Origin of the sequence: Psychrobacter sp. FME13 (assembly GCF_014861395.1) — a bacterium.
Classification (GTDB): Bacteria; Pseudomonadota; Gammaproteobacteria; order Pseudomonadales; family Moraxellaceae; genus Psychrobacter.
Map to the genome: position 1 here is coordinate 24,247 of NZ_RRYV01000005.1, position 14,469 is coordinate 38,715.

Annotated in this window: 8 protein-coding genes and 1 pseudogene; all 9 read left to right on the forward strand. The window is 42.6% G+C overall.

Going from position 1 to position 14,469, the window contains the following annotated elements; genetic code table 11:
• Window positions 1-115: 115 nt before the first annotated feature.
• Entirely contained in the window at window positions 116-2,194 is a 2,079-nt protein-coding gene (locus tag EI164_RS01560) for a flotillin family protein (RefSeq protein WP_192518248.1), read from the forward strand.
• A gap of 411 nt (window positions 2,195-2,605) precedes the next feature.
• A complete protein-coding gene (locus tag EI164_RS01565; RefSeq protein WP_192518249.1) occupies window positions 2,606-8,806 on the forward strand; it encodes a DNA repair ATPase in 6,201 nt (2,066 codons plus the stop codon).
• A gap of 51 nt (window positions 8,807-8,857) precedes the next feature.
• Window positions 8,858-9,019: a DUF2256 domain-containing protein gene (locus tag EI164_RS01570; RefSeq protein ID WP_192518250.1), complete on the forward strand. Its 162-nt coding sequence runs from the start codon at window positions 8,858-8,860 to the stop codon at window positions 9,017-9,019.
• A 52-nt stretch (window positions 9,020-9,071) separates the two neighbouring features.
• Window positions 9,072-9,224 (forward strand): DUF2256 domain-containing protein, encoded by a 153-nt coding sequence (locus tag EI164_RS01575; protein WP_192518251.1) that lies wholly within the window; start codon window positions 9,072-9,074, stop codon window positions 9,222-9,224.
• Between the two features lie 532 nt (window positions 9,225-9,756).
• Window positions 9,757-10,941, forward strand: a complete 1,185-nt coding sequence (locus EI164_RS01580; RefSeq protein WP_192518252.1) for a YjgN family protein — start codon at window positions 9,757-9,759, stop codon at window positions 10,939-10,941.
• Window positions 10,942-10,973: 32 nt separating this feature from the next.
• Entirely contained in the window at window positions 10,974-12,185 is a 1,212-nt protein-coding gene (locus EI164_RS01585) for a M48 family metallopeptidase (protein WP_192518253.1), read from the forward strand.
• Between the two features lie 33 nt (window positions 12,186-12,218).
• Window positions 12,219-12,338, forward strand: coding sequence for a DUF2256 domain-containing protein (locus EI164_RS01590; RefSeq protein ID WP_318779505.1), 120 nt, complete (start codon window positions 12,219-12,221; stop codon window positions 12,336-12,338).
• A gap of 86 nt (window positions 12,339-12,424) precedes the next feature.
• Window positions 12,425-14,191 carry a WG repeat-containing protein gene (locus EI164_RS01595; protein WP_192518254.1) on the forward strand — a complete coding sequence of 589 codons (1,767 nt, stop codon included), beginning with the start codon at window positions 12,425-12,427 and terminating at the stop codon, window positions 14,189-14,191.
• An 86-nt stretch (window positions 14,192-14,277) separates the two neighbouring features.
• A pseudogene (locus tag EI164_RS01600) lies at window positions 14,278-14,379 on the forward strand (DUF2256 domain-containing protein); the annotation flags it as partial.
• Between the last annotated feature and the right edge of the window lie 90 nt (window positions 14,380-14,469).

The window sequence follows — 14,469 nt, forward strand, 5'->3', positions numbered from 1 at the left end:
GGCTGCAAAGCGCACGTGCTATAAAAAGCACGGTAAACACTAGGCTTAGCATGCTTGCCACCGTATCTGATTTACATGGAATTGATTGTAGAATGTTTTAATTAAAGGAATGAATATGGACATACTCATTATCGTCGGCGTGGTGGTTGTGCTGGCGTTTGTTTTCGTCATGGCAGCGCTGCTGATGCTCAAAGCCTTTTATGTAAAGGTTGAGCAGGGTAAAGCGCTGATTATTAACGGCGTTAGTAAAATAGCTGTACGTTTTGATGGTGGTTTTGTTTGGCCAGTTATCAATAAAAAAGAATTGATGCGCATATCGCTCATCACATTAGAAGTGGACAGACGCGGTAAAGAAGGTTTGATTTGCGCAGACAACATGCGTGCTGATATTACCGTGGCATTTTATTTACGCGTCAATGAAACCGAAGAAGATGTGCTAAAAGTCGCCAAATCGGTTGGGGTAGATAGAGCATCAGATAAAGTCGCTGTTAATGAGCTGTTTAATGCAAAGTTCTCTGAAGCATTAAAAACCGTTGGTAAACAGATTGATTTTGTCAAACTATTCGAAAATCGTAGCGAGTTTCGTGACAGCATTGTCAAAGAAATTGGTAATGATCTAAATGGTTATGTCCTAGAAGATGTTGCGATTGACTATCTGGAGCAAACGCCAAAAGTATCATTAGATTCAAGCAATATCTTGGATTCTGAAGGTATCAAAAAGATTACCCAGTTGACGGCTACGCAAAATGTTATTACTAATGAACTTGAGCGTGATGAAGAGCTAGCGGTTAAGAAGAAAAATGTTGAAACTGTTGAAGCCATGCTTGAGCTTGAGCGTCAACAAGCTGATGCAGAAGCCAAGCAGAAGCGTGAAATCTCGTCAGTGATTGCACGCGAAACTGCCGAAACTCGCAAAATTGAAGAAGAAGAGCGTAAAAAGTCTGAAACCGCTATTATCACGGTTGAGCAAGACTTGGCCATTCAGCGTGAGAATCAGCAGCGTGAAATAGAAGTGGCTGGACAGAATCGTCTGCGTGCAGTCGTGATCGAAGAAGAAAAAGTCACGCGTGCTCGTGATTTAGAAATCGTCTCTCGTGAGCGTGAAGTTGACTTGCAACGTATCGAAGCTGAACGCGCGATTGAGCTTGAGAAAAAAGAAATCGCTAACGTCATTCGTGAACGTATCGCAGTGGACAAAACCGTTGCGCAAGAAGAAGAGCGTATCAAAGAAGTTCGAGAAGTTAGTGAAGCGGATCGAAATAAGCAAACACGCGTCTTAGCAGCAGAAGCCGATGCCGAAGAGCTCAAAGTACGTCAGGTCAAAAAAGCCGAAGCAGAAGAGTTGTCTGCTAAGCACAAAGCTGTTGAGATTACGACGCTTGCTGCCGCTAATCTTGAAGCATCAGCCAAAGATTCAGAAGCCAAAATTAAAATGGCCGAAGGTATCAAAGCAGAAGAGTCGGCACATGGTTTCGCCGAAGCCGCTATTCAAGAAGCCAAGGCTTCATCGCTTGAAAAAGAAGGCATTGCTAAAGCCAACATCATCAAAGCGACAGGACAAGCCGAAGCGCAATCAGAACGTGAAAAAGGCATGGCAGATGCCGAAGTTATCGCTGCTCGCGGCGAGTCTAAGGCAAAAGCTGAGCGTGATATCGGTATGGTAGACGCAGAAATCATCGCAGCTCGCGGTGAATCTACCGCCAGAGCTGAGCGCGAAAAAGGCATGGCCGATGCTGAAATCATTGCAGCTCGCGGTGAGTCTAGTGCCAAAGCAGAACGCGAAGTTGGATTGGCAAAAGCCGAAGTTACTCGCGCGCACTTCCAAGCCGAAGCAGATGGTCTGGTCGAAAAATTCAATGCCATGGGTAGCATGAGCAAAGAAGCACGTGAACACGAAGAGTTCCGCATGGGGCTTGAAACTGCCTTGCAAGAAGCGCTTGCCTCTATTGACGCTGGTAAAGAGATTGCGAAAGAAAATGCTGAAGTATTGGCAGTGGCGCTACAGAAAGCCAAAATCGATATTGTTGGCGGCGAAGCGCATTTCTTTGACAACTTTGCCAAGTCACTGTCTATCGGTAAAGCCATTGATGGCTTAGCGGGTAAGTCAGACACATTGAGCGGTATCATCAATGGCGTGATGGCCAGTCAAGCTATGAAATCTAACCAGCAAAATGATGATAAAACGACTTACTAATAGGGTCTAAATGCCTAGTCTTAACGGGTAAGTATTAGTGAGTAAGTTTTTTACCAATAAGCAAGTTTTTATCGAACAGTATAAATAAGTAATATTCTCTGAAATTCAAAATCTGTCGTTTAGGCGGCAGATTTTTTTGGCTAACTCACAGTGATTCAGAACGATGAATAACGATGAGTTGGCTAATCTAAAAAAACAGCAGTGACGACTCGTTTTCTTAGATTAGCCAAGTGCTTCTTTACTTTCAATGATCCTTTATTGCCCAAAATTCTCTTATAGTGGATTCAGTTTAAAAGAGATACAAGGCAACCGAGTGCAGATGTATATGTGATACTTCAAGCGAGGTTAACGCTGTAGCTCTTTTATAAAGGATTGACTATATTATGTAAAAACAGAAACGGACGAGTAACGATGGCGGATACGCAAACTTCAAAGAACTCAGATAGCAACAACGATAATAGCAACGACAATAATAATGCTAATCAAGCAAACCAAACCGATCAGGCAGTTGCTTCAGGCAATGCTTATGAGCTCATCAAAAAACGTCTAACGGAACAAGGCGGCCGTTTAGAGCAGCAGACGCAGACGCTAAATAATGCGCGTCTCGAAGAGTTTGGCAGCACCCAGATGCAAGTCATCGCCCGTACTCGTATTCGTACCGAGCACAACTGTGTGGCGCAGGATATGGTGCAGGTTGGTGATTATCTGCTATTTGGTTATAACGTCTTTATGGGGCTCAAGCGTGCGAGCAATATTAAGGATGTATTGTCGCTATATCGTCTGAACGAGCCAGCTGGTAACGAAGAAGAGTATCAGCTCGAAGAAGTCGATTTAAAGGGTACTTTTTTAGATCAAGATGCCTTTGTCCAAGACTTCAATGAGTTATATCGCTATTACAAGCAAACGCGCCTGATTCAAATAACAGTGAAAGACAGCAAGTTACTGTTGGCGTTTCAGATTGGTGAGCGCATCACTGATATTCGAGTGTTCCGTTTCGCATTAGATTTTAGTCAAGGTACGCCAGAGTCGGCGCAAGTCGCTTATGTGGATAATCGAGGCGAGCGTGATATCGAGTTGCCACCTGCTTATGATTTCGACTGGATTGAGACCACCCGTGATCAGATGATCAATGGCAAATACCCACATATGAATATCTTGGATACGATATTTGTGGAAACGGTCGGTGGCGATCTGACCATCAAAATTGAGGACAATACGCAGTCCGGCCAGGGGATTTATAGCGAACCGGTCAATGATCGCACCCAATCGCTGACGGATGCTGAAATTGCTTATGCCAAAGTCGGTAGTCTAATACTGCTCAAAATATTGCCTTACCGTGAAGAGGACTACCGTTATTTTGTTTATAACACTTTGACCGAAGCGGTTATGCGGTTGGATGCGATTGGACAGTCGTGTGTCCAGCTACCAGAAGACCATGGCATTATGTTTCCGGGTGGTTATTACCTACAGACCGGTGAGTATAAGCTGTTCGAGGCCAATAATGTTGGCGCTACCGACCTGCGCTTTAAGCGTAAAATTGTATCGCCAAATGGAGAAGACGTTCTATTCTTATTCTATGACAGAGACTTGGGCGTCACGGGTCTGTTTCCTTATAACTTGATTAAAAAGCAATTGGCAAACCCTATTTACTGTAACGGTATGGCGTTGGCAGAAGATGGGCGTTTGGTGCTGTTTAGCGACCAAAGCGAGCCATCTCGCATTCATCCGATGCAGATATGGCACACGCCTTATGCCTCACCTGAATATGTAAGCGAGTTGCCTGAGAGCACCAGTTTTTATGGCAAAATTGGCAATAAAGAGCTGGTACGCGGCATCTCGGATCTGTATAGCATCACGCGCCTGATTGATAATCAAAGCGTGTCACAAAAGCTCTATGAAGAGCTGACCAATAATACCAGCCGACTCTTTGACAGCTATTACTGGTTGTCTGAGCCTGAACTGAGCGAAGTCGCCAGCAGTATTAAAGAAGTGACGGCCACGGCTGAACTGGTCATTGACGAGTTCGCTAAAGTACAAAGCATCCAAAAGCAAACCCAAACCGCATTAAGCGATGCCGATACACAGCAAAGTGAGATTTTGCGGCAGATACGCATCACTAGCTTTGAGTCTGCCAGCGATTATGTCGAACAGTTGTCCGCATTAAGACGCCAAAAAGGCCGCTTGGTTAGTTTGGAGGATTTGCGTTATTTAGATGCCGATAAACTACAAGCATTGCAGACGCAGTTAGAAGAAGCCGAGAGCGAGTTGGCTGAAAAGACCGTGCTATTTTTGAGTGGTGAAGAGGCACTATCAAGCTACGAAGGCATATTGGTTGATGTCAGTGAGCGCTTAAACACCGCTGAAACCAATGCGGAGCTAAAGCCAGTACTAGAGAAAATCGACGAGACCGCGCAAGGTTTGGATCTACTAACTGAGCTGCTAGGCACACTGGACGTAGCCGATGCCACGGTGCGTACGCAAATTATCGACGACATATCGACCATTTATGCCAGCCTAAACCAGAGCAAAGCCAAGCTTAATCATAAGCGTAAAAACTTAGGCTCGGCTGAGGCTGTGGCGCAATTTGGTGCGCAGTTTAAGCTGTTTGGTCAGTCGATTGCCAATGCGTTATCTATTGCCAATACCCCTGAAAAATCAGATGAGCAAATGGCAAAGCTGCTAGTACAGTTAGAAGAATTAGAAAGCCAGTTCGCTGATCCAGAGACCAACAGCGGCGATCAGTTTTTAGCCGATATCATCAGTAAGCGTGAAGAGATTTATGAGACTTTTGAAAACCATAAGCAGCAATTGCTCGATGCTCGTAACCGTAAAGCGCAAAACTTAGGTGATGGCGCGCTACGAATGCTCGAAAGTATCAAAAAGCGGACACAAAGCACTGGCGTCACAGGATTTACCGAGGAAGAAGCGCTCAATACGTATTTTGCGGCTGATGGTCTGGTACAAAAAGTCCGTAACATCGCAAAAGAGTTACAAGCGATGGACTTTAGCGTCAAAGCAGATGACATCGACGCTCGCCTAAAAGCCATTCAAATCGAGAGTTATAAGAGTCTAAAAGATAAGTCGGATTTGTTTGAAGATGGTGGTCAGATCATCAAACTGGGCAAGCACCGTTTTTCGGTCAATACTCAGCCATTGGATTTGACTTTACTGAGCCGTCAGCAGTCAGATGGCACACGTGTATTAAACCTGCATCTAACGGGCACAGACTATTATGAAGTGCTCAATAATGCTGAGCTGAACGCTTTGCGTCCGTATTGGGACATGAATATCGCTTCTGAGTCTGACAAGGTATACCGCGCTGAGTATTTGGCATACAGCATCATTGAGAGCGCCAAAAACAGTCAGGACGGCTTAACCGAAGAGCGTTTATATCAAGCATACGATGCGACCATCATTACCCTCGATGTTAATGGTGATATTGATAATGACAGTCCGTTGTCCAAATTGGTCAAAGCGTACGCCACCCCTCGCTATCAGCTAGGTTATGACAAAGGCATTCATGATCATGATGCGACGTTATTACTGATGCAGATATTGCCGACGCTACGTGAGGCAGGGCTGCTGATTTATACCCCACAAGTACGAGCATTGGCGCAGTTGTTTTATTGGCAGCTCAATATCGTACAAGCGCTTGGCTTAGACAGCTTACGCCAGTTCGGTTACGACGCTTGGCTGAGTGAGTCTGTACTGACGCGCGCGAGTAACTGGACAGATCGAGCCGCGACCGCCGAGCAGCTACGCCGTGCATTGGGTAGTGATAAGGCCAAATCGCTATTGGTCGAAGACATGGCTCAAGTGATGCGTGATTTTGTGAGCACCTATAACGACGACAGTAGTGATGAAACTGTTAAAGAGCTGACTATAGAAACAGATGAAAATATAAGTGACGATTACAGTGCTAGTATCTTTAAACCTAGTATTTTTAAGCTAAGCTATGTGCAACTGGCCTGTGAGTATCTGGTTAGTGTCATGGGGCAGTCAATGCAAGCCGTTACCCCTAATGCCAGTACGCATAAAATACACTGGCAAACCAGCCAACAAGCGCAGCAGTTGTGTGAGCAGCTAAGCCAAACGCTAAGCGCTTCATCAGCGAGTATGCAAGCGACTGCCAGTTTTGATCAATTACAATCCTCAATCGGCAAGCTCGGTTTTCAGCCAAAATCAGCCTATGAGCTCTTGACCACATGGTTTCATGCGTTACTTGATAAGACTTACGGTGATACTGACTCGGCCAATGCAGCAGCGGATGGTACCGATGAAGACGGCGAGCTCAGTGAAGAGCAGCTGGCCAAGATTGCAGCAAAAGAAGCGTTACGCAAACAGCAGCTAGAAAGTGGCCGTCATTATGTGCCGGAGGCGATTGCTGTATTACTCACTCAATTGAACGATGCCCAACGTGAAGCTTTGGTGCAGCGCCTTATTGAATCAGGTGCTAGCTTTGATAAAGGGGCTTTTAATAAAGGGCAAGGTAGTAAAAAAATAGATAATCAAGGCGCAAGTGGAACACCATCGGCCTTGTCATTTTCTTCAATCAGCTCATCGCCAGTTTCATCGACTACATCATTGACCAGTATTAACAACCCGCTCAATCAAGTGCAAAGCTTTGAGCGTAGTACCGGCAAGGTATCGCTTGAGATTCAGGTGAATAACTTGCTAGGTGAGCATCCACGCATTCATCAGCAGACTCTAACCTTTGCCGTCGACGACTTCTTAAATCGTCTGCATCATCATGATACTCAAGTTATCCCTGCCTATAGACGTTATCTAGCCATGCGCTCAGAGATTTTGCATGATTCAAAAGAGACGTTGCGACTAGATGAGTTCATGCCGCGTCCGTTGTCCTCATTTGTACGTAACCGCCTGATTAATGAGAGCTATTTGCCACTTATTGGTGACAACCTCGCCAAACAGATGGGTACGGTCGGTGAAGATAAGCGTACCGATTTGATGGGTATTCTCATGATGATATCGCCACCAGGGTATGGTAAGACGACCTTGATGGAGTATGTGGCAAATCGTTTGGGCTTAATCTTTATGAAGATTAACTGTCCATCGCTCGGTCACGATGTCACCTCATTAGATCCCGAAAAAGCCCCGAATGCGACTGCCCGAGAAGAGCTGAATAAAATCAACTTAGCTTTTGAGATGGGCAATAACGTCATGCTCTATCTCGATGATATTCAGCATACGCATGCGGAGTTTTTGCAAAAATTTATCTCATTGGGTGATGGCACACGCCGTATCGATGGCGTCTGGCAAGGTAAAACCAAAACCTATGACATGCGTGGTAAAAAGTTTTGCGTGGTCATGGCAGGTAACCCATATACCGAAAGCGGTGAGGCATTTAAAGTGCCTGATATGCTGGCCAACCGTGCCGATATCTACAACTTAGGCGATATCATGAGCGGTATGGAAGAGGTGTTTGCCCTCAGTTATATCGAAAACTCGCTGACTTCTAATACGGTACTTGCACCAATGGCCAACCGTGATTTAAGCGATGTACATCGTTTGATTAAAATAGCAAAAGCGGACAATGCTAACCTTGCCCAAGCACAAAGCAGCGAGTTGACCTATCCGTATAGTACTTCAGAGATTAATGAAATTGTCGCAATCTTGCGTCATATGTTTGCTGTGCAATCGGTTATTTTGGACGTCAATCAGGCCTATATTGCCTCTGCTTCACAAGATGATAAGTACCGTGTTGAGCCGATATTTAAGCTGCAAGGCAGTTATCGTAATATGAACAAGATGACCGAAAAGCTGTCGGCGGTCATGAACGAAAGTGAGCTGAACCAGCTAATAGATGATCACTATTTGGGCGAGTCGCAGCTATTGACCCAAGGCGCGGAGAGCAACTTACTTAAACTCGGTGAGATGCGCGGCACCTTGAGCGAAGAAGAAAAAGCGCGTTGGGAGCAGATCAAAGCGGACTTCTTACGTAACAAAGCCATGGGCGGTGAAGATGGTGATACAGGTGCGCGTATCGTCGCCCAACTGGTTGACTTGGCCAGTGGCTTCAATGCCATCAGTAGCCAGTTTGAAACCTACTTATCCAAAAATGACCCAGAGAAAATCGCTCGCTTACGCGCAGCAGAGCAACAAGCGCAGTTAGACACTCAGATTGAGGCGCAGATAGAAGCACAAAAAGTCCTCGCCGATAGCGTCATTAACAATGCCAAAGTGGTCAGCGACAGCATCGACAATGGCTTTGAGAAGAGTATGAGCCAGCTGATACAAATCTATAAGCATGATCATAAAGCCGAAGGCGAGCATCTCAAGCAAAACCAATATGTACAAAAACAGCTTATGGTGCAGCTGGTCAATGCGGTGGAGCAACTGGCGCAAAAAATGGCAGATAGCTTGGTTGGCAATAATGACAATCAGGTAAATGCTAATCAGCTAGCAGAGAACGATATACCTAATGTGCAGCAGCAGACTGCACTGATGGCAAATGCTCTCAAAGAAGCACTGGCGCCATTGACGATGCGTATGGATGAGAAGCTGGCGATTGATACCAGTACTGATCAATCTGGCAAGCTAATCGTCAACAGTCTCAATCGTCTAAACAAAATATTTGATGACTATGATTAGTAGGCTATAGTGACCAGTGACTAATGTAGTAAACAAACCAATGAGAAAGCTATGGCGCACAAAAAGAAGAACGTCCGCAAAAAAGAATGTCCAGTTTGTGAGCGCGAGTTTAGCTGGACAAAGAAGTTGGATAAAAACTGGGACAATATGGTTTATTGCTCAGACCAGTGCCGCCGAGTTAAGAAGTATGAGGGTGTCGAGCATCATCAATAAGGCTCAGGTTTGGTCATAAAAATTTGGAAAGATAAAGATAAGGGAGCAGACGATGGCACATAAAAAAGTAAACCTACCGCAAAAAACCTGCCCCGTCTGCCAGCGCCCGTTTACGTGGCGCAAGAAATGGGAGAAAGACTGGGAGCAGGTGATTTATTGTTCTGAGCGGTGTCGGCGAGGGAGAGATAAAGATAAACCTAGCTAAGGTCTCGACATTATCGTCGGTTTACGCCTAGTTTGATGCGATTTTAGCGATCAGCAGTCCTAATATTTGAATGTTCAACAGACCCTATACTTTTATATAGCCAGTCCTAAATAAAAAAGATACAACCACGCGATACAGGTTACATTTTTCTTGCTTGCGGTGCCTACGCAGCAGACAGAGGCTGCGCAAAATGTAACTCGTATCGCTGTACTTATCTTATAGTGGATCGACTATAGTGGAATAACTATATTTAGAAGGTTATCGAGTGAATTAAAGATACAGCCCAGCATAAACAGTCTTATTTGATGAATCCAAAACGATAAATTAATTGTATTTCATCGTCCTTTCTTTAAAAATCACCTCATATTAAAAATTAATCAACAAAATTTTATAAAGTCCTCGAAGTTACTAAACTTATAATCTATAATGCTTTTTTAAATTTTCCGTTATTTATTAATAGTGCAAAAATGCACTTAATTCAACTTGTTTAAAATAAACATTCACCAAAATTTTATAAGGCTTTAGGGATAGGATGAAACAAATACAGTTTAAAGGTGACGGAACAGAGTATTTTAAAATATGGATCGTTAATGTTTTATTGTGCATTGTCACTATAGGGATTTATTATCCTTGGGCGAAAGTACGTACGCGCCGATATTTTTATGCGAATACTGAATATGCAGATCGATATTTTGATTACCATGCAACAGGAAAGCAATTATTTCTGGGCTATTTAATCGGTGTGTTTATATTATTTGCTTTACAGATTGTAGGCTCTGTTTTGCCTACTATTGGTGCAATTTTACCCATTGTTTTATTTGCTTTTATTCCTTGGATTATCATGCGCAGCCTAAAGTTTAATATGCGCATGACCAGCTTTAGTAACGTGCGCTTTAGCTTCAACGGTAACCTAAAACCAGCCTATATTATTTTTATGCTTATCCCTATATTGGGTTATTTAGCAATGTTGTTGCTTTTCTTTGGCAGCATATTGCCAATGTCAAAATTAGATGAAGGTCTTAACGTAATCTTTGCCTTCATGATATTTTTAGTAGGTATAATCGCAGCGATAGCGATAGGTGTCTTTGTCATAGGGCTGTTCACTAAAAAAGCAGCTGAATATCAGATTGGTAATACAAAATTTGGCCAAGGTGATTTTTTCATCAATATCAATACTTCAAAGTTTGTAAAAATTCAACTTAAGAAAATACTCATCATTATTGGCTGTTTGATTGTTCTATCAATACTTTCAGGCTTAATATTCGCAGCTACCATATCAGGTGGGTTTGATCTTGGTAGTATTTCTAACGATATTGAAAACGCAGAGGCAAGTCCATTATTCGTGGTTGGCTTCTTAGTTATATATTTTGGTTTTATTGCTACGTTTTTATTCGCTACCGCCTATTCATTTAGCCGTCAACGCCAGTATATATTTGAAAACACCACGTTAGATAAAGCCATCAGTTTTAGGTCAACCGTTGCTGCTAAACGCTACTTTTATATCTTAGTGACAAATATGCTAATGGTTTTATTTACTGCTGGTTTAGCATTACCTTGGGCAAAAGTCCGTGTGGCTCGTTATATCGCGAGTAACTCTTGGATAGAAGCCTCGGATATAGATATCAATAGTTATTTGACCCAAAAAGAGCAAGAGCAGTCTGCTATTGGTGAAGAGATTGGTGATGTCTTAGATATCGATATAGACATTGCAATCTAAGCCAGACACTAGTGGATACAGTGAGAGTATTAATGATGAATTCAATATCAGGCAAATGGTATCCCAAAGACAGCTCGGTGCAATATACCGCGCAACTGACAGTCACTAAAACGAGATACGAGGTAGATATTGTATCTAATGAGACTAGGAGTGGATTTGAGCGTAGTCAGAATATCAGTGGTCAGTGGTCGCAAGTTGCGATCAGTGACCGCCTAGGCAATACTGAGCGTAAGCTTACACTCGCTGATGGATCACTATTTACGACTCACGATAATGATGCTATTGATAACTTTATCAGTAGTCATCAAGGTAGCAGTACAGGTTCAAAATGGAATTTATTTTTACATCGTCATGAAACAAAAATGACCAGTGTATTAACGATGCTGGTTTTGACGATTATTTTTGTGCTTAGTTTTTTCAAATGGGGCATTCCTTGGACCAGTCAAACGGTCGCACATGCTTTACCACAAGCAACAGGCGACTTTATTGGCAAAAAGTCATTAAAGTTTGTAGATAGTTATTTTTTACAGCCTACTAAGATAAGTGACGCTGAACAGCAGGATATTCAATCACGATTTGAGACACGCCTTGAACGCTTTGGCGGTGATGACAGAATTCATTATCAGATTCATTTTAGGGATATGAACATCAATGGATCGAGTTTGCCCAATGCTTTTGCACTGCCATCGGGTGATATCGTCCTGACAGATAAGTTTGTAGAGTTAAGCAAAAATGATGATGAGATAGATGCTGTGCTATTGCACGAGATGGGCCACGTTGTGGAGCGTCACGGCTTAGAGATGCTCACTCAAAACTCATTAACGACTATGATTGTCATACTGGTATTAGGCAACCCAGACGGCATCAGTGAAATTGCTACGGGGCTAGGGACTGCACTGGTATCAAGCCATTACTCACGTCAATACGAAACTGAAGCAGATGAGTTTGCCTTTAACAAGATGCTTGAGATCGGTATCGATCCGCAAGCTTTTGTGGATATCCTGAGCCGGATGGAAGACTATTCGAAGACGATAAGCGCTACAACAGACGTCGATGACGCTACGCATGAGCATGACGATGAAGATAAAGTTAGCAATGAAAAAGTCGATAATGAAAAAGCTGAAGAGGTTGAAGGAGAGAGGTTGTCTGACTTCTTATCGACCCATCCTAATACCCAGTTACGGATTCAAATGGCAGAAAAATATAGCAAGTGCTTTGAGCAAGGGTTAAAGGTTTGCGAATGAAAAACGTAAAAACTAATCAGGGTACGTAAAAGAATAAACCTACCGCAAAAAACCTGCCCCGTCTGCCAGCGCCTATTTACATCGCGTAAGAAGTGGGAGCAGGTTTTTTGTTGTTCTGAGCGGTGTTGGCGAGGGAAAAATAAATCAGATTGAGTTAACAGTACATTGTATAACCTTGATTAATTCAATTTTAACCAATCAATGAACGCTACTAAAAATTGTAACGGAACATAAAAACTATGTCGCTCTCTTTTACGCACTTTTCTTTTATTAATCAAATCATCAAAAGTTTTCTTGCTATTGTGGTATTAATAAGCCTGTCTCAAGCTCATGCCAACTTTGGTTGTGAGTTAAACCAGGGATATGAGCTACCCGAAGATATTAGCTTTAACTGGCTATGCTCGTTTAGTAATGAGCTTGCTCCTGCGCAGCAACTCTCAACAGAGAAGTACGGCGCTGTCAACCGACAGGGGGTTGCGGTAATACCATTTGAATATGATTCACCAGTAGAGTTCATCCAAAGTAGAGCGCTGGTAAAAAAAGTGGATAAGTGGGTGCTAATCGACATGGCAAATCATAAAATAGCCGAATTTGATTTTCAAGAAGCATGGAATTTTACCCCAGTAGGGTTAGCAGAATTTAAGCAAGATGATAAATGGGGATATATAAACACCAAGGGAGATATCGTTATCCAACCTCAGTTCGATAGCATAGTGTATGGCTTTGGTTATCCACGACTAAATGAAAATGTTATCGCCATCTTTGGATTAGACGGTAAACAAGGTGCTATAAATCAGGCAGGTAAGATTATCATACCAGCGCAATTTGATGATATTCGTCGAGCAAATGATATTTTATTCGTGTCTAATGACGACAAAGTGGGTATTTATGACTATCAGGGCAATATGATACAACCCGTTGAGTTCGAATTTACAATGTATAATGGCTTTTATTCAGATAATCAATGGACTAACGAGAACTGGCTATCCATTACCAAAAATGGAAAAGTAGGCGCAATAGATAAAAGAGGCAATATTATAGTTCCTACTGAGTTCGATGATGTAGAAATTATCAGTGAAAATACTTTTAAAGTTTCTAAAAACGGTAAATATGGCATACATGGCATAAATAACCTAATAACGCCGCTAAAATTTGATTATATCGCAAACTCTTTGGAAGGACCTACCCGTGTAAAACTTGATGGTAAATGGGGTTATTTAGATAGCTCTGATTCATTGATGATGGTTGATTACGATGAGGCTTATGATTTTTCGGAAGGACTGGCGATGGTTGGTAATCATAAACAGCAATCCTCTCAAGAGAATCAATCAACGCTTTGGGGCTATATTAATACTGTAGGCGAGGAGGTTATACCCTTGCACTATGAGGACAATAGATATTTTCATGGAGGGCTCGCTGCGGTTAAGTTAAATGGTAGATGGGGGGTGATTGATTTTCAAGACAACCAAATTGTGCCTTTTGAGTATGAGGCGATCAGTGAGTTTAAAGATGGTTATGCGATAGTAGCCAAAAAACATGTAGAAGTAGATGATAATACAACAATAGCTGAAGAACTACAGCAATCATTATCAAATGATAGTAACGATGATGAGTTTTATATTTATTATTTAGGTGACAGAGATGAAGCCGATATGAAATTTGGTATCATTAATAGTCAAGGCAGTATCGTCTTACCAGTAGAGTATGACAATGTTTCTCGAGTCTCGGAAGGAATGTTCGGTGTCAAGAAGAAGGATAAGTGGGGATTTACCAATCTGCAAGGGGATTTGGTTATTCCCTATATGTTTGACAGAATACTTCCGCCATTCAGTCACGGAACCATTCAGGTTGATGACTGCTTTGATGACGAGGCCAATACTATTTCGTGCAACTCTGAAGAGTATAATATGCATTCTAGACAGATCGATAAGCAAGGTAATATCATCTTTGAATCGTGGGGTAGTATGGACGTAGCAGAGGAAGTAGTAGAAGAAACGATAGATTGATTTTGTACTGATCAAACAATATTCCTTGCCTAGCGCTATATAACAAAAGGACAGTCATGGTATATAAAAAGTAAACCTGCCCCGTCTGCCAGCGCCCGTTTACGTGGCGCAAGAAGTGAGAGAAAGACTGGGAGCAGGTGATTTATTGTTCGGAGAAGTGTCGTCGGATAAAAGTAAAATCAGATTGAGCTGAAGTTAATATAGTCCAACACCACTATATGTTCTAATCCAATTTTGCGAAAGACTGAAGATAGCGACACTGTTACAGTTAAGAGTAC

What these genes read in the sequence shown, in the direction of transcription:
- EI164_RS01595 (WP_192518254.1), top strand. Translation starts at nt 12,425, where the DNA reads ATGTCGCTCTCTTTTACGCACTTTTCTTTTATTAATCAAATCATCAAA.
- EI164_RS01565 (WP_192518249.1), top strand. Translation starts at nt 2,606, where the DNA reads ATGGCGGATACGCAAACTTCAAAGAACTCAGATAGCAACAACGATAAT.
- EI164_RS01560 (WP_192518248.1), top strand. Translation starts at nt 116, where the DNA reads ATGGACATACTCATTATCGTCGGCGTGGTGGTTGTGCTGGCGTTTGTT.
- EI164_RS01575 (WP_192518251.1), top strand. Translation starts at nt 9,072, where the DNA reads ATGGCACATAAAAAAGTAAACCTACCGCAAAAAACCTGCCCCGTCTGC.
- EI164_RS01585 (WP_192518253.1), top strand. Translation starts at nt 10,974, where the DNA reads ATGATGAATTCAATATCAGGCAAATGGTATCCCAAAGACAGCTCGGTG.
- EI164_RS01570 (WP_192518250.1), top strand. Translation starts at nt 8,858, where the DNA reads ATGGCGCACAAAAAGAAGAACGTCCGCAAAAAAGAATGTCCAGTTTGT.
- EI164_RS01580 (WP_192518252.1), top strand. Translation starts at nt 9,757, where the DNA reads ATGAAACAAATACAGTTTAAAGGTGACGGAACAGAGTATTTTAAAATA.